Origin of the sequence: Lachnoclostridium sp. Marseille-P6806 (assembly GCF_964238185.1) — a bacterium.
GTDB lineage: Bacteria > Bacillota > Clostridia > Lachnospirales > Lachnospiraceae > Brotaphodocola.
This window is the reverse complement of sequence record NZ_CAXSLG010000006.1, coordinates 161,642-183,763: the sequence shown is the minus strand read 5'-3', so window position 1 is coordinate 183,763 and position 22,122 is coordinate 161,642. Positions and strand designations below refer to the sequence as shown.

Here is a 22,122-nt window from a genome sequence, read left to right as displayed (position 1 = left end):
AAAATGAAAGAATCGAAGATAAGCATAAAGTCGATATGCCTCTATGGCCTTCTTTTGCTTTTAAGCATCACCATTCTTCTTCCGTTTTTATGGATGGTGTCATCCTCTCTGAAAACAAGTCAGGAGGTGTTTTCTGTGCCAATGAAATGGCTGCCGGAAAATCCTGTATGGAAGAACTTTCAGGAGATTTGGACAAAAATTCCGCTGCTGCTGTTTTTTAAGAACAGCTTTAAGCTGGCAATTATTATTACTGCTCTGCAGGTTCTCACCAGCAGCTTTGCAGCATATCCCTTTGCAAAAATGAAATTTCCTGGCAAAGACCTGATTTTTCTGTGTTACATTGCAACCATTGCTGTTCCTTGGCAGGTTTATATGGTTCCTCAATTTATCCTGATCCGGAAAATGCAGCTGGCAGATACGCATTTGTCCCTGATTCTGATGCAGGCATTTACGGCGTTTGGAGTATTCTTAATGAGACAGTCCTACCTGTCGGTACCGAATGAGCTTTCGGAGGCAGCACGTATTGATGGACTGAGCGAATTTGGAATCTACCGGAAGGTGATGCTTCCGCTTTCAAAATCGGCCATTGCAACTTTGATTATCTTCAGCTTTGTCAATGTCTGGAACGACTACATGGGACCAATGATTTACCTGAACTCCACAGAATTGAAAACCATTCAGCTTGGACTTCGTATGTTTATTACCCAGTATTCTGCAGATTACAACCTGATTATGGCAGCAGCACTGATTTCATTAATCCCAGTAGGGGTTCTGTTTTTAAGTATGCAGCGATTCTTTATCGAGGGCGTGGCAACCAGTGGTCTGAAGGGTTGATCAATTGCGAGCGATAAATTCGCTGGGAGTCATCTGAGCAATTTTTTTAAAAACTTTGCTGAAATAGTAGGGATCGTCGTATCCCAGCATGCTGGAAACTTCATAAATCCGATTATTATCTTTTAGAAGAAGCGATTTCGCTTCTTCTATTTTCACTTCGGCAACATAATCAGAAAAAGATTGTTGGGTCACTTTCTTAAAAATCCGGCTCAGATAGCTTGGAGTAATTTCCAGGACAGAGGCTACTTCATTCAGTGTGATTTTCTGAAAACGGTTCTGATAAATATATTCCCGGGCTTTTTTTACCTTGTAGCGATAGATTTCAGTCATATATTGATGGCTGTAGTGTTCAATGCCCTGAGACAGATGAAGAAGCCAGGAAATCATATCTTCCTTTCCCACAGGATCAAATTGAGAGGGGGAGGAATATTCTTTACCAAACCAGGAAACGAAAAACTCTCTGCTTTTCGGATCAAAGCTGTAAAGACGGGAGATCAGTAAAAAACAGATCTGGCGGGCATCTTCCAAATTGACATTGCTCTGAGTCATGAATTTTTGTACCTGAAGCATCAGGTTTTCAGCAGCTTCAAAAAAAACACTTTCCGTATTCAGCAGATTCAGCTGTTTTTTCAGGGAATCAGCATTTAAAAGATTCGTATAGAAATGAATCGGTGTGTCAATGCCATTGACCTGAAAGGTAAGGCTTTCCATTGCTTCTTCACGGGCTGCAGGCAGGTGAATCAGATTGCGGTGGGGCGGGCTGATCCCGATCAAAAACTGACGGTTCAGATAGCGTTTCGCGTTGCTGAGGATATTGCAGCATTTATTTTGCAGCTCCTCTGTACTCATAGAATCCCGGTATTCTATATAGAGTGCCATGGTATCTTGATTTAGGTGGTGAACGGAAATATCAGTGCTTTCCGGGAACTGTTCCATACAGAGGTTATCCAGAAAATTCTGAGGAAAATCATTGTCAGAGGACAGAGAGGTTTCCTGACCGGATATGCTGAAATATAAAATACGATAAAAACAGTTATCACTGAGTGCAAAATTTTCCGGAAGCTGCTGTGTGTAAATACTTTTATCAGGCTTTTTTCGGATAAGCTCCCGGATAAAGCCTTTTTTGAAGTCTTTGGCGGGAGAGGATGGAGTCTGGTATTCTGGACGTTTTCGAATCATGGACTGGGCTGACTGAATCAGAGAAATCAGTTCATTTTCCTCAAGATTCAGCTTAATGAGATAGTCAATGGCGCCAAGCCGCATGGCAGAGCGAACCAGATCAAAATCATTATAGCCGCTCAGTATAATGAAAATAGGATGATCGGGCTCTCGAACAGCTTCTTCTATCATTTGAAGTCCATCCATTTTTGGCATTTTAATATCGGTAAAAACAATATCGGGGCGATGAAGTCTGATTTTTTCAAGTCCGTCTTCGCCATTTGATGCATGATCCACCAGGAAGCAGTCCAAACGCTCCCACGGGATCATGCTTTCCAGGCCGCGGCGGATCAGTGCCTCATCATCTACAATTAGGATACTGGTCATAGGGAGGAGCTCCTTTCATAGGGAATACAGATTAAAACATCGGTATAGAGTCCAGGTTCACTGGTAATGGTGATTCCGTAGTTCTTACCATAGGTTATTTTGATTCTCTGGTTAATGTTGTGAACACCAATTCCGTTCAATCCTCGTTTATTCCTTGGATTCTCATGGGGATGCAAAAGTATATAAATCTGATCTGGTGTCATACCGATACCATGATCGACAATGTGAATATGGATATCTTTGTCTGTCCGGTTCAGATAAATATCAATCGTCCCGCCATCCTCACCTTTTGGTTCGATTCCGTGGAAAATGGCGTTTTCTACAATGGGCTGCAGAAGAAATTTCAGGATCGAGGCCTGGGTGATGGTTGGATCTCCAATGTGATAGTTGACTTTTAACTGACCATTGTACTTGATATCCTGGATCAGCACATAATCATCCAGAAGAGACATTTCTTCGTAAATGGATATTTTGTCAGAGCCCTTGGAAATATTCTGGAGAAGACGCCCCAGAGCAGCGGTCATATCACGGATAGTATCTGCATGCTGAAGCGAGGCCATCCATTTGATGGTATTCAGGGTATTATAAAGAAAATGAGGATTAATTTGATTCTGAAGAACACGGAATTCCAGTTCTTTTTTAATCTCTGCCTCTTCTTTTTGTTTTTCCATCAGCTCATGAATTTCTCGTTCCATGTTGTTAATGGACTCTGCGATGCTCTGAAATTCATCATCGCATGATAGTGTCAAAGAGCCTTTGAAGTCACCCTTGGAAACATTTTTGATATAGTTGTTGATCGTGTTAATCGGGCGTGTTAATACATTGCGCAGGTATATAGTAATGCAGAAAACCAGTATGACGGAAAAAAGGATCAGCGCAGCAGAAAGCCGGAAGCTCTCCTCTTTTTCTTTTAAAAATGAATTCAGAGGGGTTTCCTGTATTTCGATGAGATGGCTGTCTGGAACACGATAGTAGTGGACTATGGTTGGTGTTTCAGAACGGAAATTCATAAAGTGCCCAAGAGACTCGGAGGTATTTAAAATTTTCTGAATGATGGGATTGCTTGCCATATCTGTTCCGAGCCATGCAGGATCAGTATGTCCGATGCACTGCCCCTCCTGATTAATCAGGTAGATATTCTGATTGTTGGATCCGTTTACCAGGCTTTGCGAATACATATCATTTCGAAATGCAATCAGGCACCATCCAACAGGAGTTCCGGTCAGATCGTTATAAATTCGGCTGCTGACTGGAAAAATATAAGTATCTTTGATATAGACATCCTTACTGAGTGTGAGGCGTTCCGGACTGCTGTGTTCATAGGTTTCTGCCCATTTGGCATCGCGGATAGCCTTTTCGTCTAAAAGGGACATACCGTTTCCAATCTGGAAGGAGGATCCGTTGTCTTCCAGGATCAAGATTTTAAAAATATTGCTTTCGATATTGGCATTGACAGCGTATTCCATAGCGTAGGAGCTGAACTGGATTATATCCAGCTGTTTTTCGTAGATCTTGGAATAATCGGAGGTCAGAATATTCTGAAGCTGGCGGTTATAGGTAATCCACCCTAAGAGCTGATCTGCAATTTCTTTCTGCCTCTGAATATTAAAGCTGGTATAGCGAAGCCGGTCGATGCTGGCGGATTCGATATCTTTGGTGATACGGACATCCAGAATATACTGGTAAAATACGGAAATGGTGGCCAGCGGAAGAAGTCCGACAGCAAGCAGGGATACTAAAAGTTTTATTTTGAAGCTATGTAGAGAAAAGGGTAAATGTTTCATGACGATCTCCATAATTTATGATAAACTACAACAGTATAGTTGCATAACACAATTTTAACATAATTTATAAAGAGTGTCAAAAAAGCATGGATACCTGTAAATCGATTGAAAAATAAGTATATAAAAGGAGAAAAAAATGACAGAATTTAAAGATATGAAATTTGTTATAGGAGTAGACAGCGGAGGTACTCATTATCGCATCAAGGCTTGTGATTTATCCGGAAAATGCCTTGGATATACAGAAGGAGCTCCTGCAAATCATCATTATCTGAATCCGGAGGAAATGAAACTGAGAATTGAGGGTAGCCTTGCAGATTGTCTGGGACAGTTTGGAGGCAGAATAGAGAATTTATGCATGCTGGTCTGTGGAACTACGGGAATTGACAGCAAGGAAGACTACAGACGGCTGATGGAACTCTATACCGGAATTGGAGGCAGCAGCTGTCCTGTAATTTTAATGAATGATGCAGAACTGGCCCACTATACGGTGACAGGAGGAGAAGGAGTTCTTCTGATTTCGGGAACCGGTTCGATTGTGACGGGAAAAAATAAGAACGGGAAAACCGCACGTGCAGGAGGATGGCCGCTGGCCATTCTGGGAGATGAGGGTTCTGGCACCTGGGTGACAAAAATGGCTCTGCGTCATGTGGGAAGGTGGCTGGACGAGGCGGTAGAAAAAACAGTGATGACAGAGCGAATCTGTGATCTTCTGGGAATCCGGGAGAGAGAGGATTTGATCGCCATGGCTCTTGAGAGCGGAATCAATCCGGCTAATCTTCCGCAGCTGGGGAAACTTGTGAATGAGGCGGCAGAGGAAGGGGATCCGTATGCAAAGGAAATCCTGGCTGAGGCAGCACATCATCTGGCGGCACTGATTCGCGATATTGGATATGCATTGGATTTAAAAGAGACAGAACCAGATTTTAAGCTGGGCCTTTGGGGAAGCTGCATTTTAAAATCTCCGCAGATTTTTGAAGAACTAAAAAACGAAATTTCAAGAGATTTTCCGGATGCCAGAATCTGTCTGCCGGAAAAGGAGGCTATTGATGGCGCAGTAGAACTCGCATTGTCCAGATATATGACAGAAAATATGTAAGAAATCTGATACGAATTTTCTGGAAAGGCCCAGAAAGGAGAAAATAAAATATGGTAGAACAACAGGTGGCCAACCTGTCCTTTGCCCAGATTTGCCGTTCCGGTCAGTGCTTTCGCATGAGAGAATATCGGAAAGGCGTTTTTGAGGTGATTGCAGGGAATCGGCGTCTGGAGGTAAGTCAAGATGGAGAATGGTGCAGGTTTGACTGTGAACAGGAGGAATTTGATAATTTCTGGAGGGATTATTTTGATCTGGACACGGATTACAGCCAGTACCTGGAACGGATCAATCCCAGGGATATTTATCTGGTTCAGGCTGCGGAGGTTGGATGGGGCATTCGGATTCTGCATCAGGATTTGTGGGAAATGATTGTGACATTTCTTATTTCCCAGCAGAACAATATTACAAGAATCCGCCGATGTGTGGAAAACATCTGTGAAAAATATGGACAGCGGTGTGAGGATGAAGATGGCATTGTGTATTATGGATTTCCAGAGCCTCAGGCCCTGGCAGAGCTGGATGAGAATGCGCTGATGGAATGCAATCTGGGATATCGGAGCAAATATGTGGTGCGGACTGCGAAAATGATTGCTTCAGGAGAATTTGATCTGGAGGCAGTGAAACATATGTCGTATTCTAAAGCGAAGCCCTGCCTGATGACTCTGTTTGGTGTAGGGGAAAAGGTAGCGGACTGTATCTGTTTGTTTTCACTTCATCAGCTTCAGTCCTTCCCGGTGGATACTCATATTCGCCAGGCTCTGGATGCCCATTATAAGCGGGGATTCCCCAACCGCCGATACCGCGGAATTCAGGGAGTCATGCAGCAGTATATTTTTTATTACGAGCTGGGAAAATAATTGTGCTTTACACGGTGATGTGATAAACTAAAGAAACGATAAAGTAAGAAAACTGGAAACGATTAAGAGGAAAAAGGGAAGAACATCATGGTTATAAAATGGCAGATCAGGCTTCCAAAGCTTGCAGGGGAAGAGCTGCGCAGCGCGTATCTCTACCTTCCGGAATCCTATACGTGGGATGAGCTCCGGAGATATCCGGTACTGTATATGTTTGATGGACACAACGTGTTTTTTGATCAGGATGCCACCTATGGAAAAAGCTGGGGGATGAAGGAATATCTGGATCAAACCCAGACCCAGCTGATTGTGGCGGCAGTGGAGTGCAGCCACAGCCCGGACAACGGACGGCTTTCGGAGTATTCGCCTTATGATTTTGCAGATCCCCAGCTTGGACGGTTCCGAGGGCTGGGAAGAGAAACGATGGAGTGGCTGATTCATGATTTTAAGTCGGAGATTGACAGACAGTACCGTACTTTGCCGGATAGGGAGCATACTTTTCTGGCAGGCAGCTCTATGGGCGGTCTGATGAGCCTTTACGGAGTCATGGAGTTTAATCATGTATTTTCCAGGGCAGGAGCCTTGTCGCCCTCTGTATGGGTGGCGCCTGGAAAGCTTTCTAAGCTGGCAAGAGAAGCAGAGCTGGGAAGGGATACTGTGATTTATACAGATTATGGCTCTGAGGAGGGAAGGCAGCGTCCGAAGGTTGCCGGACAGCTTTCTAAGCTGGCAAATATTTTGGAGAGCAGAGATGTGATGGTGACAAGGAGGATTGTGCCGGGAGGAACCCACTGTGAGGCATGCTGGGAACGACAGCTGCCCTTTTTGATTCCGACGCTGATGTACGGACTGGAGTAGCAGAAGGGAGGATATCTATGGAAATGAATTATTACAAAATGTACAGTCCTGTTCTGGGACGGGATATGGAGTGCAAGGTATATGGCCATAAGGGGCGGCCGGTGCTTTTTATTCCCTGTCAGGACGGCAGGTTCTATGATTTTGAGAACTTTCATATGACGAAAACATGGGCACCCTGGATTGACTCTGGACAGGTAATGATTTTTTCCATTGATACTCTGGATCAGGAAACCTGGTCTAATCAAAGCGGAGATCCTTACTGGCGGATACGCCGATATGAACAGTGGCTTGATTATATTACAGATGAAATGGTTCCTTTTATGAGAAGCATGGTGAATGAGAGAAATGGCTGGAGCGGTTATCCTGGAATTATGGCAGCAGGCTGCAGCCTGGGAGCCACCCATGCAGCGAATCTTTATTTTAGAAGGCCGGATCTGTTTGACCGGCTGATGGCTCTCAGCGGTGTATACTCGGCAGAATTTGGATTTGGTTCCTATATGGATGAGGTGGTTTATCGGAATTCTCCCATCCATTATCTGTCCAATATGCCGGAAAATCATCCATTTATTGACCTTTACAACAGGAAAAAGGCCGTTATCTGTGTGGGGCAGGGACCATGGGAACTGCCGGATTCTACCAGAAAGCTGGATGCCATTTTAAAATGGAAGCACATTGACGCCTGGGTGGACTACTGGGGCTATGACTGTTCCCATGACTGGCCCTGGTGGCATAAACAGACTGCGTACTTTGTTCCCTGGCTTTTGGGTTAGGGGCGAGGAGCATTTTAGGGAGTATGGATAAAAGGTGAGGAGGAGAAAGATTATGAAAAATGTGGTGTTTATTTCCCCCAATTTTCCGACCAATTACTGGCAATTCTGCCGGGAACTGAAAAAGAACGGTATGAATGTGCTTGGAATAGGAGATCAGCCTTATGAGGAGCTGAATCCGGAATTAAAGGAAAATCTTCATGAATACTATAAGGTAAGTAATCTGGAAAATTATGATGAGGTCTATCGCGGGGTGGCATTTTTGATTTTCAAGTACGGCCCCATCGACTGGCTGGAGTCAAACAATGAATACTGGCTGGAGCGGGATGCCAGACTGCGGACAGCCTTTCACATTACCAGTGGCTTTCAGGAGGAGGATATTCCCCGGATCAAATACAAATCTAAAATGAAGGAATATTATCGGAATGTGGGAATTTCCACAGCACGTTATTATTTGGTAGAGGATCGAGAGGGCTGCCTGGAATTTATCGATAAGGTAGGATATCCGGTTGTAGTAAAGCCGGACAATGGAGTAGGCGCTTCTCAGACTTATAAGCTGTCGTCAGACGCAGAACTGGATGATTTCCTGCAAAAGAAGACGCCGGGAGTTTCTTACATTATGGAAGAGTTTGTATATGCAGAGGTAAATTCCTATGATGCGATTATTGATTCTCATGGAGAACCGCTGTTTGAGACCGGGAATGTAACACCGATGTCGATTATGGATATTGTTAATAATCAGGACAATTCTATTTACTATATTTTGAAGGAGCTTCCCAGCGATACCCGTCAGGCAGGACGGGCCACAGTGAAAAGCTTTGGGGTGAAAAGCCGTTTTGTCCATTTCGAGTTTTTCCGTCTTCTTAAGGATCAGAAGGGACTGGGCACAAAGGGCAGTATTATTGCGCTGGAGGTTAATATGCGTCCCTGCGGCGGATTTACTCCGGATATGATTGATTTTGCCCACAGCACCAATGTTTATAAAATCTGGGCTGATATGGTTGCTTTTGATAAAACGGAGATTGAGTCAGGGCCTCATGCTTATTGTGCTTATGCAGGGCGGAGGGATGGAAAGAAATTCCTTCTTAATGACAGCCAGGTGGCAGAGAAATATGGGAACCGGCTGAAGATGAACCAGAGGATTCCGGAGGTGTTAGCCGGAGCTATGGGAAATCAGATGTTTGTGGCGTTATTTGATACAAAGGAAGAGATGGATTTGTTTTACAAGGATGTTCTAAGCTGCAGAGAATAAAGGAAGAACAGGGCTGTCCAGACAGAAGCTGCCAGTTGAGCAGAGACTGTCTGGACAGCGTTTTTTTATGTCATAGGAAATTAGAGCCTATGACATAAAAACGCTCTGCGAGGATCGCCATGGGTTGGAAGAGAATTGGGCTGATGAGACGACCCGCCGCAGGCGAAGAAGCTCGCGAGCGAGCATCTTTCTTATATTCCATCTTGACAGATACCTGGTGGTTAGTTTATACTAACAAAGAGAGATTAGTAGAAACTAACTTTTGCGCAAAATTAAAATGGACAGAGGGGGATAAAACAGAATGCTGGAAAGACAACTAATTGAGTATTGCTCACCAACACTGGCTTCAATCAAGACTGCAAATATGTTTACATGTTCCTTTGAAAAGGAGGAGATTCTTTGGGAAAGCGTGGATGACTGGAATCGTCAGCTGGCAGAAAAAGGTATTTTTCTTTCGGTGATGCGAATCCGAGGCACTATGGCTTTGATTTATGTCTGCCGATTTTCCAGTTTGGCAAGGGATATGAAGCAGCCGGGAGCGGCAGAATTTCTCAGGCAGTGCGGATACCAAGAGACAGATCCGGTTCATGCTCTTGGTCAGCTGCGAAACAGGCTGGAAAGCCAGGAAGAATTTCCGCATGAAATTGGTCTGTTTCTTGGATATCCCCTGGGAGATGTGATTGGGTTTATGGTAAATGGAGGAAAGAATTATAAGTGCAGAGGACTGTGGAAGGTATATACGGATGCAGGAACGGCTGTACGGACATTTGAAAAATACAGAAAATGCAAGGATACCTATGGGCGTCTTTGGAAAGAGGGAAGAACGGTGGGGCAGCTTACGGTGGCGGCCTGACAGCGAGGAGGCAGAGGATTAACAGCAAGGTTTTGGAAGAACGTGTTGACAGGGGGCTGGCAGAGGCCTTAAATGACAGAACACGTTGACAGAGGCTTGGCAGAAGTTTGGAACGGCAGTGCGTTGACAGAAGCTTGGCAGAACAGAGAAGGGACTTGCAAATACAGGTAAAATCACATATAATTGCCATAATCTGAAAAAACAGAAAGAAAAGGAGGAGGATATGATGGCGACTTTGATTGTTGGCGCAGCAGTAGCAGGACTGGTGGTTGTGGCTGTGAGAAAGCTGGCGCGAGATAAAAGAAATGGAAAATCCCTTTCCTGCGGCGGTGACTGCAGCCGCTGCAAGGGACACTGCAGCTAAAAATGGAAGCAGAATTAAGAGATAAAAATACAGGAGATAAAAAATGGAATCTTCCAGAAATCAAAACGGAATTGGCGAAAAAGAGCTTCTTGTTGTGAGCTTTGGCACCAGCTATTATGACAGCCGGCGCCTCACTATAGGCGCAGTAGAGGAGGTTCTGGAAAGAGAATTTCCTGATTACGCAGTGCGCCGTGGCTTTACCAGCAGAAGAATTATTGAACGGTTGAAAAAACGCGACGGACTCTTGATTGATGATACCGAGCAGGCGCTGAAAAGAGCGGAGGAAAACGGGGTCAAAAGGCTGGTGATTCAGCCCACTCATCTGATGCACGGACTGGAATACCAGAAGCTGGCCAAACAGGCGGCAGCTCACAGGGCAGCTTTTGATGAAATAGTTTTGGGAGAACCTCTTTTGGCATCTGAGCGGGATTTTCAGATTGTCATAGAAGCAGTTACAGAGGAATTGGCGCCTTATGATGATGGAAAAACAGCTGTCTGTCTGATGGGACACGGTACAGAGGATAAAGCGAATCAGGTTTATGAAAAAATACAGGAAAAGATGAGAGAAGCTGGACACCAACACTATTACATTGGGACTGTGGAGGCGAATCCCGGAGTGGAGGAGGTGGCAGAAGCAGTAAAAGCTGGAAATTACAGCAGGGTAGTTCTGGCCCCTTTTATGCTGGTTGCAGGTGATCATGCAAATAACGATATGGCCGGTGATGAAGAGGATAGCTGGAGGAGTGTGTTTTCCAGAGAAGGATACCAGGTGATCTGCCTGCTCAAGGGGCTGGGAGAGCTGGAAAAAATCCGCTTTTTATTTGCCGAACATGCACGGGAAGCCATGAATAGTCTGAAATAGACTTATCATGGCTTCTTTTCATGAATTTTTTTATGGCTTTTGTTCAGGACACAGGAATGGCAGGGAGGCTGTTGGCTGATTCCTGTAAATTTACGGTATTCTGTAGGAAGAACCTGATAAAATTCTTTAAATGCAGTGGCAAACTTGCTTTGATTTTCATAACCTACGGAATGGGCAATCTGTGCTATGCTTCGATCAGTCTGAAGCAGCATGGATGCGGCTGCCTCCATTCGGTGTTCTTTAATATGGGAAGCAATGGAATTGCCGTAAACAGCTTTAAAGAGTGTCTTTAAGGTGGTTGGATTCATTAGGTACCGACGGGCCAGATCCTCGATGGTGATTCTTTGATCCAGATGGCTGATCAGCTGATCGTGGATAGTTCGAATCAGTTCTACCTGACGGGACTGGTACTGGGAAAGCTGTTCCTTTGAGGAACACTGTAGCTGGGAAAGCTGGAGAAGAAGCTCCTGTACCTTCAGCTTCCAGAAAGCAGTTTCCAGCTCCTTTGGAAGACCGTAAAAGGAAGAAAATACAGCATCCGTTTTGCTGTTTCCGGCCAGAGAAACAGCGCCGTTTTCCCGGCAGAATTTTTCATAAAGCAGGTTTCCGGTAATCCCGGATTCGTCCAGAGGATGGGGCGGACAGGCAGTAATAATATCCAGATCCACACAGAGAATCAGTCCTTCATAATATCCGTTAGGCAATGTGAGCAATGAGTTGGCACAGGTTTTCATAGTCTGGATGGCATAGTCTCCCTGACCAAGATAGACATGGTTCCCGTTTCCCATTTCCCAGCCAAGGCGCCCCTGACGACAGTAGCTGATTTCCAGAACATGATCCAGAGCTTCGTGGCAGAGAGATAGAGTATCACCTCGAAGAGTCAGGAAAAACAGTTCAATTCCTGGATAGAGGGCATGGGACTCCAGATGGCTGCCATTTTGGAGGCAGGTCAGTGTTTCTTCAAGCTGCAGAAATCTATGATTCATGATGTAATTGATCTCCTTTTATTGCGGACAGGTGATTTCCATAACCTGTTCAATCATATGGTGGAGCAGCTGGCTCTGCTGTGTGTCGGCGGCCTTATAATAGACTTCCTTTCCGACTCTCCGGCTGACAATCAGCCCCCGGTTTCTTAAGGGGCGCAGATGGTGGGATACGGCAGGGCTTGACATATTCATCATAGCAGAAATATTGATAACACATTCTTCACAGTGGCACAGCAGCCAGAAAATACGAATCCGGCTGGTGTCACCCAGCTGCTTGAAAACCTCTGCAACAATCTGAAAATCGTCGATCCTGGAAAGCTGGCTTTCCAGATAATTCAGTTCTGTTGAAGTTTCATGCTGATGAGGCAGTGCTGATGCAGGCATGGCCACATCTCCTTTCGTTTTAATATTCACCCATTTGGAAATGGTTTTCTCCCGTTTGGGAGAGTATTCCCAGGAAGCCTTGACTTCCTGTTTGGTACATATTATACTGCAAATACATAAATTAAACAAGTGCTTAATTGTTGATTAAAAAAACAGAAGCTAAATAAGCAGGCCGAAGAAAGGGGTTATTTTTATGAAAAAAATGGAGAAAAAGAGGGAGAAATTATGACGAAAAAGCAGAAAAAAATGCTGTACCGTATTCTGGCTTCAGCAGGAATGGTTCTTTTATGGAATGTGATTCCAGTTACGGGAATTCTCCGGCTTTTACTTTTTCTTGCAGCCTATTTGGTAATAGGCTATGACATACTGAAAAAGGCCGGAAAGGGAATAAAAAACCGCCGCGTATTTGACGAAAATTTTCTTATGGCAGTTGCCACAGTAGGTGCCTTTGCCCTGGCAATTTATGACAGAAGCGGCGACTATAATGAAGCAATTGCAGTAATGCTTTTTTACCAGGTTGGCGAGCTGTTTCAGAGCTACGCAGTAGGTAAAAGCAGAAAAAATATCAGTGCGTTGATGGATATCCGGCCGGATTATGCCAATATTGAGCAGGACGGAGCTTTGGTTCAGGTGGATCCGGATGAGGTGGAGAAGGGGTCTGTAATTATTGTTCAGCCAGGTGAGAAAATTCCCATTGACGGCATTGTACTGGAGGGTTTCTCTTCTTTAAATACCAGTGCTCTGACAGGTGAGAGCCTTCCCAGAGATGCAAAGGAGGGAGATGAGGTTATCAGCGGCTGCATCAATATGACCGGGGTTTTGAAGATTCAGACAACAAAGGAATTCGGAGAATCTACTGTGTCCAAAATTTTGGAACTGGTAGAAGATTCCAGTTCCAGAAAGTCAAAATCTGAGGCATTTATTTCCCGGTTTGCAAGAGTATATACACCGGCAGTCTGCTATGGAGCCGTGGCTTTGGCGGTGGTTCCGCCGATTATAAATCTAATGTTTTTTTCTGCATCGCCTCAGTGGAACGTATGGGTATACCGCGCGCTTACCTTCCTGGTTATCAGCTGTCCCTGCGCCCTTGTCATCAGCATTCCTTTAAGCTTTTTTGCCGGAATCGGAGGGGCCAGCAGAGAGGGAATTTTAATAAAAGGATCCAACTATCTGGAAACCTTATCCAAAACGAAATATGTAGTTTTCGATAAGACGGGAACACTGACAGAAGGCGCTTTTCAGGTAACAGGCGTCCATCACAACAAGCTGGAGGAAGAGCATTTGCTTCAGTATGCAGCTCTGGCAGAATGTGCCTCCTCTCACCCAATCAGCAAGAGTCTGCAGCGGGCCTGCAAAACCCCTCTGGATCGAAGCCGGGTGACGGATATTCAGGAAATCAGCGGACAGGGAATTCTGGCAACAGTGGACGGGATTCGTGTTGCGGCAGGAAATGATCGGTTGATGAAAAATATGCAGGTGGAATACCGGGAATGCCACTGTACTGGAACCATTATTCACATGGCTCTGGATGGGGAATATGCAGGTCATATTGTAATTTCTGATGTGGTGAAGCCTCATGCAAAGGAAGCGGTTTCTCGCTTGAAAGCTTTTGGTGTTTCCAGAACGGTTATGCTGACTGGAGACCGGAAACAGGTGGCAGAACAGGTTGCATCTAAACTGGGAATTGATGAGGTTTACAGTGAGCTTTTGCCGGATGACAAGGTTTCTAAGGTGGAAAAGCTTTTGCAGGAAAAGCCGGATCGGGCAAGACTGGCCTTTGTAGGCGATGGAATCAACGATGCCCCAGTTCTTTCCAGAGCAGATATTGGAATTGCCATGGGAGCTATGGGTTCCGATGCTGCTATTGAGGCAGCAGATGTGGTTTTGATGGATGATGATCCCATGCAGATTGCAAAGGCAATTCGGATTTCCCGTAAATGTCTGGGCATTGTGTATCAGAATATTGTCTTTGCTCTTGTAATTAAATTTGGCTGTCTTGCGCTGGGAGCAGTGGGAATTGCCAATATGTGGTTTGCTATTTTTGCCGATGTAGGAGTTATGATTCTGGCTGTTCTCAATGCAATCCGCGCCTTGTATGTACACAGGCTGTAATCATGAAATCAGAACTGTTTTTTAGGTTCCAGAGCTGGAAAAAATTATTTTTGAATAGTCTCTTCAAAAAAATAAAATATATGATATAATGGACAAGTTGCTGAATGATCAAAAGAAAAGGAAGGTAAATGAATGGACAATTCAAAAAAAATGACTTGGTACACCCTGGCCTTTATGGCGTTTTCTACCGTATGGGGCTTTGGTAATGTACTGAACGGCTTTGTGTATTTTAATGGCATCCAGGTTATATTCAGCTGGATTCTGATGTTTGCCCTCTACTTTGTTCCCTATGCGCTTATGGTAGGTGAGCTCGGGTCTGCATTTAAGCATTCTGGCGGCGGTGTCAGCTCCTGGATTCATGAAACCATTAGTCCCAAATTTGCATATTATGCAGGCTGGACCTATTGGGCATGCCATGTAACCTATATTGCAAGTAAGGGAAGCGGCGGATTAAAGGCTCTTAGCTGGATGATTTTCCAGAACGGAACCACCTACGACAAGTTCCCGACTATTTGGGTTCAGCTGGCTACTCTGGCCGTTTTGCTCTTTTTCTGCTGGGTTGCAAGCCGCGGTTTAAATCCGTTAAAGAAGCTGGCAACCATTGCTGGAACCAGTATGTTTGTAATGTCAATTCTGTACATTTTAATGATGTTTGCAGCTCCGGTTATTAATCCTAACGGCGGTTATGTTTCCATGGATTTTTCTATGAAAAATCTGATTCCTCAGTTTAATCTGGGATACTTTACTTCTCTGTCTATTCTGGTATTTGCAGTAGGCGGATGTGAGAAGATTTCTCCTTATGTAAATAAAGTAAAGGATCCGTCCAAGGGCTTCCCCAAGGGCATGATTGCACTGGCTGTTATGGTTATGGTCTGTGCAATTCTCGGAACTGTTGCTATGGGTATGATGTTTGATCCGGTTGCGATCAATGAGAGTACAGAAAGCTTTAACCATTATGTTTCCAACGGTTCTTATCTGGCATTCCAGAAGCTTGGCGAGTACTACCATGTAGGAAATCTGCTGATGATTATCTACGCTGCATGTAATGCAATTGGTCAGTTCTCTACTCTGGTTCTGAGTATTGATGCACCGCTTCGGATGCTGCTTGACAATGAGGATGCAGAACAGTTTATTCCCTCCAAGCTGCTGAAGAAAAATAAATACGGTGCTTACAGCAACGGCATTCGTATGGTAGCTGTACTGTCCGGAAGTATTATTCTGATTCAGTCTGTTGTTCCGGGCGCAGCATCTGTTCTGGCGCAGCTGAACAAGCTGAACTCTGTAACCATGCCTCTGCGTTATCTGTGGGTATTTGCAGCATATATTGCTCTGAGAAAGGCAGCAGAACGTTTCCATCCGGAATATCGTTTTGTTAAGAATCAGGGCCTTGCTTTAACAGCTGGTATCTGGTGCTTCTTTGTTACTGCAGCCTGCTGTATCATGGGTATGTATGTAAAGGGAGATATGTTCTCAACTGCACTGAACGTAATCACTCCTTTTGTGCTGACTGCCCTGGGACTGATTCTCCCGGTTATCAAAAAGAGAGAAAAAACAACGGCTTAACCGAGAGTGATTATTCAGAACGGCGGGAAAACTGGTGGAAAAAGCTTGCGTTCTGAACAGTTAAATTGAGAAAACATTTCGCGTGTTCTGTGGCCTGGTATCTGGGGCTGCAGGATGCGCGATTTTTCTTTCAAAGGAACGCTTGTTCTGAGAAAAAGAGGTATGGAGGCTGTGTTTTGAACAGAGCAGGGAGAAAGAAAAAAGACATGGAAAAGGTGAAAAAATGAAAATCAGAAAAATAGACAAAGATAAAAAGCAATATCTGGAGCTGCTTCTTTTGGGGGATGAACAGGAAAGCATGATTGACAGGTATTTGGAAAAGGGGGATATGTATATTCTGCAGGAGGAAGGTGCAGAGGAGAACAGAGCGGCTGGAGTCTGTGTGGTGACTGCTGAATCTGATGAGATCCTGGAGCTGAAAAACATTACTGTAGCGCCGGAATACCAGCATCAGGGCTGGGGGCGAAGAATGATAGCCTTTCTGGAAAATACCTATAGTTCATCCTTTCGAATTCTCCAGGCAGGAACAGGTGATGTGCCTGCAACCGTGCTTTTTTATGAAGCCTGCGGATTTCACAGATCTCACAGAATTCCGGATTTTTTTACGAAGAATTATGATCATCCTATTTATGAATGTGGAAAGCTGCTGACAGATATGGTCTATTTTCAGAAGAAGATGGAACTTGTTTCCGGGGAAGGAGAAGGAAATGAAGAATGATTCCCAGCAGGAAGAACGGCTTGCATGGAGACTGAAGGAAAAGCAGATACTTTATGATGAAAGGTGGCTTCATCTGGAGTCCCGGTCTTATCAGCTGGCGGACGGAACCGTCATTGAGCCCTATTATGTAACCTGTCCCAATGATTTTACTGTGATTGTGGCTGTGACGGAAAACGGCAGCTTTTTGATGGAACGCTTGTATCGGCCTGGAGCGGAGATGATTATGACAGAGCCTCCGGCAGGGGCTATTGAGCCGGGAGAAGAACCGATGGAGGCAGCCAGAAGGGAGCTTCGGGAGGAGACAGGATACGAGGCAGAGTCCATGGAATTTCTCTGTAAAATAGCGCCGAATGCAGCTACAGCCAGCAATTATGCCTGGTGTTATCTGGCAAGAAATGCAAGACCTGTGGGAAAACAGAGTCTGGATGAAACGGAGGCTCTGGAGGTGTTTGAAATGACCAGACAGCAGGTAATTGATGGTCTGAGAGAGGGAGAATTTATTCAGGCAGTTCATGTGGCGGCATTGTACCGGGCATTGGATAAAATGCAAGAAAAGATTGATTTTTAAGAGAAAAACGATTAAGATAAAGTGGATAGAATCAAAAATGCAGGTAGAGAGGAGAGATATTTTATGCATACTGTCATAGAAAATATGATCACCAGAAGAAGCTGCCGCGGCTATAAGCCAGACATGATTCCAGAGGATGTACTGGAAGAGATATTAAAGGCAGGAACCTACGCTGCAACAGGTATGGGAAAGCAGTCTCCGGTTATACTGGCAGTTACGAACCCAGAAGTACGGCAGAGGCTGTCTGAGGTGAATGCGGAAATCATGGGAGTGGATTCCGATCCCTTTTATGGTGCACCGGTAGTGCTGGTAGTGCTGGCAGATAAAAAACGCCCGACTTATGTGTACGATGGAAGTCTTGTTATGGGAAATCTTATGCTGGCAGCTCATGCGCTGGGCGTAGACAGCTGTTGGATTCACCGGGCGAAAGAAACTTTTGATCGTCCAGAATGGAAGGAATTTCTGAAGGAACAGGGAATTGAGGGAGATTACGAGGGAATCGGAAACTGTGTTCTTGGATACAGGGCAGTTCCTCTGAAAGAGGCTGCGCCGCGCAAGGATCACTATGTATACCGTGTGAAGTGATAAGGGATTGTTTTGTATAAAAAATCCGGAAAAATACTGCATGGGAAGAAGACCTGTGCAGTATTTTTATATCATAGAAAATGGTATCCTGCATGAAAAATAAAAACGGGAAAATCAGAAGGGAAGCAAAGCAACAGAATGAACAGGCATAATGAGGGACACAGGGAGAGAAAATTACCAGTGGAAAGAGAAGCTCAGGAGGAGGATCTGGCCCGCCGACGAAGACAGATGATGCGGATGAGACAGGAAAAAAGAAGAAAAAGAAGGATTCGAGTATACACGCTTCTGGGGGCTGGGACGGTCGCGATACTGGCTGCCTGTGTGGGGATTGCAGGTCTGATTGGAAGAGGGAAGGAAAGGAACTTTGAGGAAACAGCCTCAGTCTCCGGTCAGAAGAATGAGGAGGGGAAGTATCCGCTCACAGAATCGGCGGCAGAGCCGATAACAGAACCGGAAACAGAACCGGAAACAGAACCAGTGGCAGAACCGGCGATAGAGGAGAAAACTTATTTTGCAAAAACCACAGCGGCGACAAAGCCTATGAACGGAGATGTGTTCAGTAATTACGGCATTTTTATTGATTTGGAAACAGATACGATTCTGGCTGAGCGTAATGCTGACACAGTGATCAATCCTGCTTCTATGACAAAAATTCTGACTATTTTGGTGGCGGCTGAGGAGCTGGGAGAAGAACGGCTGGATGAACCAGTGACGGTTTCTAAAGAGGCAACCGAATACAGCTATATCAACGAATGCAGTAATGCAGGCTTTGAGGCAGGGGAAATCGTAACAGTCAGAGATTTGTTTTATGGAACGATTCTTCCATCCGGAGGGGAAGCTGCTTTCGCGTTGGCTTCCTATATTTCAGGAAATGTGGAGGCATTTGTCAGCCAGATGAACCAGAAGGCCGAGGAACTGGGACTTTCAGAGACTGCTCATTTTACCAACTGTGCAGGTCTTTATGATGAAAACCATCATTGTACGGTTTACGATATGGCTATGATTCTGGAAGCGGCTCTGGACAATCCGTTCTGTAAAGAGGTGCTTTCTGCCCGTACCTATACAACCTCACCGACTACGGAGCATCCGGAGGGACTTCTTCTTTCCAACTGGTTTCTGCGGCGGATTGAGGATAAGGATACAGGTGGAGAGGTGCTCAGCGCCAAAACAGGATATGTGGCTCAGTCGGGAAGCTGTGCAGCCAGCTACGGCAAATCTCACAGTGGGAAGGAATATATCTGTGTAACAGCAGATGCTTCCAGCAGCTGGCGCTGTATCTATGATCATGTGGCATTGTATCAGCAGTTTGGAGAGAAAGAATTGCAGATGCGGGAAACAGCAGACGAGGCAGATATTTTGGAAGAGCAGGAGCCCAAGACAGATTGACTGGTTACAATTAACAGCTTGCTGTGTCAGATATGTTATTTTTATATGAGAGTCAGGAGCATATGTGGAGGGTTTTGAATGGAGAAATTGGAAAATTCTACCTGGAGCTTATAGAGCGTATAAAAGAATAAATCCGGAAAAAGAAATTCGCCTGCAGCAGATGAAAATCATTTTGCCGCAGGCGAGATTCGTTTTTATTTCTTTTTATAGGTATTTTCATAATCCCGCAGAGAGGCCAGCGCTTCACCGGAAAGCGGGAACAGAATGGCCAGGTTGAAGACGGTCATCAGTCCAACGCCGACATCACCCAGATCCCATACAAAGGTATAGGCGGCCAGTCCGCCGATGAACAGCATGATCAGTGCGAGCACTTTATAAGCAGTCTGGGAAGCCCAGTTGTCTCCGAACAGGTAGGCTACATTGCTGCGGGCATAAAACAGAATTCCAATAAAGGTGGAAAAGCTGAACAGCCACAGAATGACGGCAATAAATACAACTCCGAATCCGCCTACATGGTAGTTCATAGCTGCCTGCATCAGGTCCATACCGGCCAGTCCGGCAGTAATCTCTTCCGGAACCAGTAAAATAATAAAGGCAGTGCAGCTGCAGATAACAATGGTATCAATAAATACACCCAGGGCCTGTACAAGACCTACAGCAGCCGGATGATTGGTATTGGCTGCGGCAGCGGCGCAGGGAGCAGAGCCGGAACCGGCTTCATTGGAAAACAATCCTCTCTTGACACCGTTCATCACAACGGCTCCAAAGCCGCCGGCAGCAATCTGACGAAGACCAAAAGCCTCAGAAAAGATGCGTGAGAAGACAGCGGGAATCTGATCCAGGTTCAGGAGAATTAAAAATACAGTCATGATAAAGTAGCAGGCTGCCATAATGGGAACCAGCACATCAAGCACCTTGACAGTGGCATTTTTCCGAAGCACAATCACAGCTGCCAGAACCACCAGAATCAAAGTGCTGTAAATCGGCGGAATGTGAAATGCATTCTGGAAAGAGGATGCTACAGAGTTGCTGATTACCTGGCTGATACCGCACCAGCAGATGAGGCCAGACAGGGCAAACAATACAGCCAGTATACTGTAACGGCGGGGAGCGCCGCCCCGCTTTCTCTCAATGTAATGGTGGATGTAGTAAGCAGGGCCGCCCCGATATCCTCCGTAGAGAGGATCCTTCTCTTTGTAAAGCTGGGCCAGCGTAGCTTCAATAAAAGCGGTAGAGGAACCGATAATGGCAGTAAGCCACATCCAGAACACAGCGCCTGCACCTCCGGCTGAAATAGCGGCAACTACGCCTACCAGGTTTCCCATGCCTACTCGGGTAGCGGTAGAAACGACAAGGGCCTGGAAGGTAGAAATTGCACTGCCATCCCGTTCTTTTTTCTCGGTCATAGCGTGAATCATATCCGGGAACATGCGGATAGGAAGAAAACGTGTACGCAGGGTAAAGTAAATTCCTGTGGGTATCAGAAGCAGCACCAAAAGGGAGAGCCCAAGGCCCCCGCCTCCGGGCAGAGGAATGGTAATCAGATCGCCCCAGAGAAAACCATAGACTGCCTCAATTAGTTTGATAATCATAGTAGTGTAAACCTCCTGTGTAATATGCCGGCCTGTTCGGCTTCTTTTGTAGCGGAAGCATCTGTTCCGGTACAAAAAGAGCTTCTTTCATGCACTGCGGCAATGGAACGCTTAATCGATTTACCGCATTGAAGAAGCACAGTAAATAGTATATAATAAACAGGGATATTTGTAAAATTGATTATATGACTGGTTGCTATTGAAAATTTCGATTAATAAAAAAGGTGGGAATGAATATGGAACTGAAAAATCTGGAAAGCTTTATTCAGGTGGCAGAATTGGGAAGCTTTACGAAAGCCGCAAAACGGCTGGGGTACACGCAGTCCACCGTATCCTTTCAAATCAGGCAGTTGGAGGAGGAATTGGGGGTGCCTTTGTTTGAGCGGATTCACCATACAGTCAAGCTGACGGCAAAGGGCCGCAGCGTTCAGAGGCTGGCTCATGAGATGCTGCAGGCAGCGGAAGATATGAAACGGGCTGCGGGGGAGAGCAGATGTCTGAAGGGAACAATAAGGGCTGCCATGGCGGCTTCCCTATGCACGCAGCTGTTCTGTCGCGATTTTACAAGCTTTCGCCGGCGGTATCCGGACATTTCTCTGACAGTGACGACAGGAACAACGGAGGAAATGTTTCGGATGCTGAATCAGAACGAAGTGGATCTGGTGTATACTCTGGACACTCATATTTATGACAGAAACTATATAACTGCATCGGAAGAAGAGGTGTCGGTTCACTTTGTAGCATCATCAGAGAGTCCTCTGGCTGCCAGAAAACAAGTTTCAGCAGAAAAGCTGATTTCCTGTCCGGCGATTCTGACAGAAAAGAATGTCAGCTACCGGAAGCTTTTGGATGAATATCTGGCAAGCCATTCTCTGGAGCTGCTGCCTTACCTGGAAATCGGGGATACCAGCCTGATTTGCAGTATGGTAGAGGCTGGAATGGGAATTTCCTTTCTGCCGGATTTTGTAACAGAGGCGTCTGTCAGGGCTGGACGGATGATTCGTTTTTCGGTACCGGAGATTTCTGTGTGTATTTGGAAGCAGATGCTTTATCACCGGGAAAAATGGGTTTCACCGGAAATGCAGGCGGTTATGGAATATTTGCATAGGACGGAAAAAAGGTGAAAAAGTAAATTTCTATCTAAAATTAACAATTTTGT

Annotated in this window: 21 protein-coding genes; 16 read left to right on the top strand and 5 right to left on the bottom strand. The window is 45.3% G+C overall.

Annotated features, from left to right (window positions below):
* The first annotated feature begins 3 nt into the window (after window positions 1–3).
* On the top strand, window positions 4–834 hold the full coding sequence (locus ACESON_RS09725) for an ABC transporter permease subunit (RefSeq protein ID WP_177959222.1): 831 nt from the start codon (window positions 4–6) through the stop codon (window positions 832–834).
* Here the strand turns inward: ACESON_RS09725 and ACESON_RS09720 are convergent, their stop codons facing one another.
* Both ACESON_RS09720 and ACESON_RS09715 read right to left on the bottom strand, forming a co-directional pair.
* On the bottom strand, window positions 835–2,379 hold the full coding sequence (locus ACESON_RS09720; protein ID WP_373109538.1) for a response regulator: 1,545 nt from the start codon (window positions 2,377–2,379) through the stop codon (window positions 835–837). It lies immediately after the preceding gene.
* Entirely contained in the window at window positions 2,376–4,163 is a 1,788-nt protein-coding gene (locus ACESON_RS09715) for a sensor histidine kinase (RefSeq protein WP_373109536.1), read from the bottom strand. Before ACESON_RS09715 ends, ACESON_RS09720 begins: the two co-directional genes overlap by 4 nt.
* A gap of 136 nt (window positions 4,164–4,299) precedes the next feature.
* On the opposite strand from ACESON_RS09715, the gene ACESON_RS09710 reads away from it, so the two are divergent.
* From ACESON_RS09710 to ACESON_RS09675, 8 genes are all read left to right on the top strand, one after another.
* Window positions 4,300–5,259 (top strand): N-acetylglucosamine kinase, encoded by a 960-nt coding sequence (locus tag ACESON_RS09710; protein ID WP_373109534.1) that lies wholly within the window; start codon window positions 4,300–4,302, stop codon window positions 5,257–5,259.
* Between the two features lie 50 nt (window positions 5,260–5,309).
* A complete protein-coding gene (locus ACESON_RS09705; protein ID WP_373109533.1) occupies window positions 5,310–6,116 on the top strand; it encodes a DNA-3-methyladenine glycosylase in 807 nt (268 codons plus the stop codon).
* A gap of 87 nt (window positions 6,117–6,203) precedes the next feature.
* Window positions 6,204–6,971 carry an alpha/beta hydrolase gene (locus ACESON_RS09700; protein ID WP_373109532.1) on the top strand — a complete coding sequence of 256 codons (768 nt, stop codon included), beginning with the start codon at window positions 6,204–6,206 and terminating at the stop codon, window positions 6,969–6,971.
* A 17-nt stretch (window positions 6,972–6,988) separates the two neighbouring features.
* Complete coding sequence (locus tag ACESON_RS09695; protein WP_373109531.1) at window positions 6,989–7,741, top strand: esterase family protein; 753 nt, start codon at window positions 6,989–6,991, stop codon at window positions 7,739–7,741.
* Between the two features lie 52 nt (window positions 7,742–7,793).
* A complete protein-coding gene (locus tag ACESON_RS09690) occupies window positions 7,794–8,990 on the top strand; it encodes an acetyl-CoA carboxylase biotin carboxylase subunit family protein (protein WP_373109528.1) in 1,197 nt (398 codons plus the stop codon).
* A gap of 301 nt (window positions 8,991–9,291) precedes the next feature.
* Window positions 9,292–9,843: a DUF3793 family protein gene (locus tag ACESON_RS09685; protein ID WP_177959230.1), complete on the top strand. Its 552-nt coding sequence runs from the start codon at window positions 9,292–9,294 to the stop codon at window positions 9,841–9,843.
* A gap of 223 nt (window positions 9,844–10,066) precedes the next feature.
* Window positions 10,067–10,207: a FeoB-associated Cys-rich membrane protein gene (locus ACESON_RS09680; RefSeq protein ID WP_373109525.1), complete on the top strand. Its 141-nt coding sequence runs from the start codon at window positions 10,067–10,069 to the stop codon at window positions 10,205–10,207.
* A gap of 43 nt (window positions 10,208–10,250) precedes the next feature.
* The gene (locus ACESON_RS09675; protein ID WP_177959231.1) at window positions 10,251–11,069 is read left to right on the top strand and encodes a sirohydrochlorin cobaltochelatase; all 819 of its coding nucleotides are present in this window, start codon (window positions 10,251–10,253) and stop codon (window positions 11,067–11,069) included.
* Between the two features lie 5 nt (window positions 11,070–11,074).
* Here ACESON_RS09675 and ACESON_RS09670 read toward each other — a convergent pair whose 3' ends face one another.
* Window positions 11,075–12,055, bottom strand: coding sequence for a helix-turn-helix domain-containing protein (locus ACESON_RS09670; RefSeq protein WP_177959232.1), 981 nt, complete (start codon window positions 12,053–12,055; stop codon window positions 11,075–11,077).
* A gap of 18 nt (window positions 12,056–12,073) precedes the next feature.
* Window positions 12,074–12,439: a metalloregulator ArsR/SmtB family transcription factor gene (locus ACESON_RS09665; protein ID WP_177959233.1), complete on the bottom strand. Its 366-nt coding sequence runs from the start codon at window positions 12,437–12,439 to the stop codon at window positions 12,074–12,076.
* Between the two features lie 225 nt (window positions 12,440–12,664).
* Here ACESON_RS09665 and ACESON_RS09660 point away from each other — a divergent pair, with 225 nt between their 5' ends.
* The 6 genes from ACESON_RS09660 (at window position 12,665) to ACESON_RS09635 (ending at window position 19,371) form a co-directional block, all read left to right on the top strand.
* A complete protein-coding gene (locus ACESON_RS09660; RefSeq protein ID WP_373109523.1) occupies window positions 12,665–14,551 on the top strand; it encodes a heavy metal translocating P-type ATPase in 1,887 nt (628 codons plus the stop codon).
* 132 nt (window positions 14,552–14,683) lie between these two features.
* Entirely contained in the window at window positions 14,684–16,114 is a 1,431-nt protein-coding gene (locus tag ACESON_RS09655; RefSeq protein WP_177959235.1) for an amino acid permease, read from the top strand.
* A 223-nt stretch (window positions 16,115–16,337) separates the two neighbouring features.
* Window positions 16,338–16,832: a GNAT family N-acetyltransferase gene (locus ACESON_RS09650; RefSeq protein WP_373109522.1), complete on the top strand. Its 495-nt coding sequence runs from the start codon at window positions 16,338–16,340 to the stop codon at window positions 16,830–16,832.
* Window positions 16,822–17,400, top strand: coding sequence for an NUDIX hydrolase (locus tag ACESON_RS09645; RefSeq protein WP_373109520.1), 579 nt, complete (start codon window positions 16,822–16,824; stop codon window positions 17,398–17,400). Before ACESON_RS09650 ends, ACESON_RS09645 begins: the two co-directional genes overlap by 11 nt.
* A 63-nt stretch (window positions 17,401–17,463) precedes the next feature.
* Complete coding sequence (locus tag ACESON_RS09640; RefSeq protein ID WP_177959238.1) at window positions 17,464–17,985, top strand: nitroreductase family protein; 522 nt, start codon at window positions 17,464–17,466, stop codon at window positions 17,983–17,985.
* A 138-nt stretch (window positions 17,986–18,123) separates the two neighbouring features.
* Complete coding sequence (locus tag ACESON_RS09635) at window positions 18,124–19,371, top strand: D-alanyl-D-alanine carboxypeptidase family protein (RefSeq protein WP_373109517.1); 1,248 nt, start codon at window positions 18,124–18,126, stop codon at window positions 19,369–19,371.
* 194 nt (window positions 19,372–19,565) lie between these two features.
* On the opposite strand, the gene ACESON_RS09630 is transcribed toward ACESON_RS09635, so the two are convergent.
* Entirely contained in the window at window positions 19,566–20,963 is a 1,398-nt protein-coding gene (locus ACESON_RS09630; RefSeq protein ID WP_373109515.1) for an alanine/glycine:cation symporter family protein, read from the bottom strand.
* A 236-nt stretch (window positions 20,964–21,199) separates the two neighbouring features.
* Between ACESON_RS09630 and ACESON_RS09625 the strand changes: the two genes are divergently transcribed.
* Window positions 21,200–22,087: a LysR family transcriptional regulator gene (locus ACESON_RS09625; protein WP_373109513.1), complete on the top strand. Its 888-nt coding sequence runs from the start codon at window positions 21,200–21,202 to the stop codon at window positions 22,085–22,087.
* Window positions 22,088–22,122 lie beyond the last annotated feature (35 nt).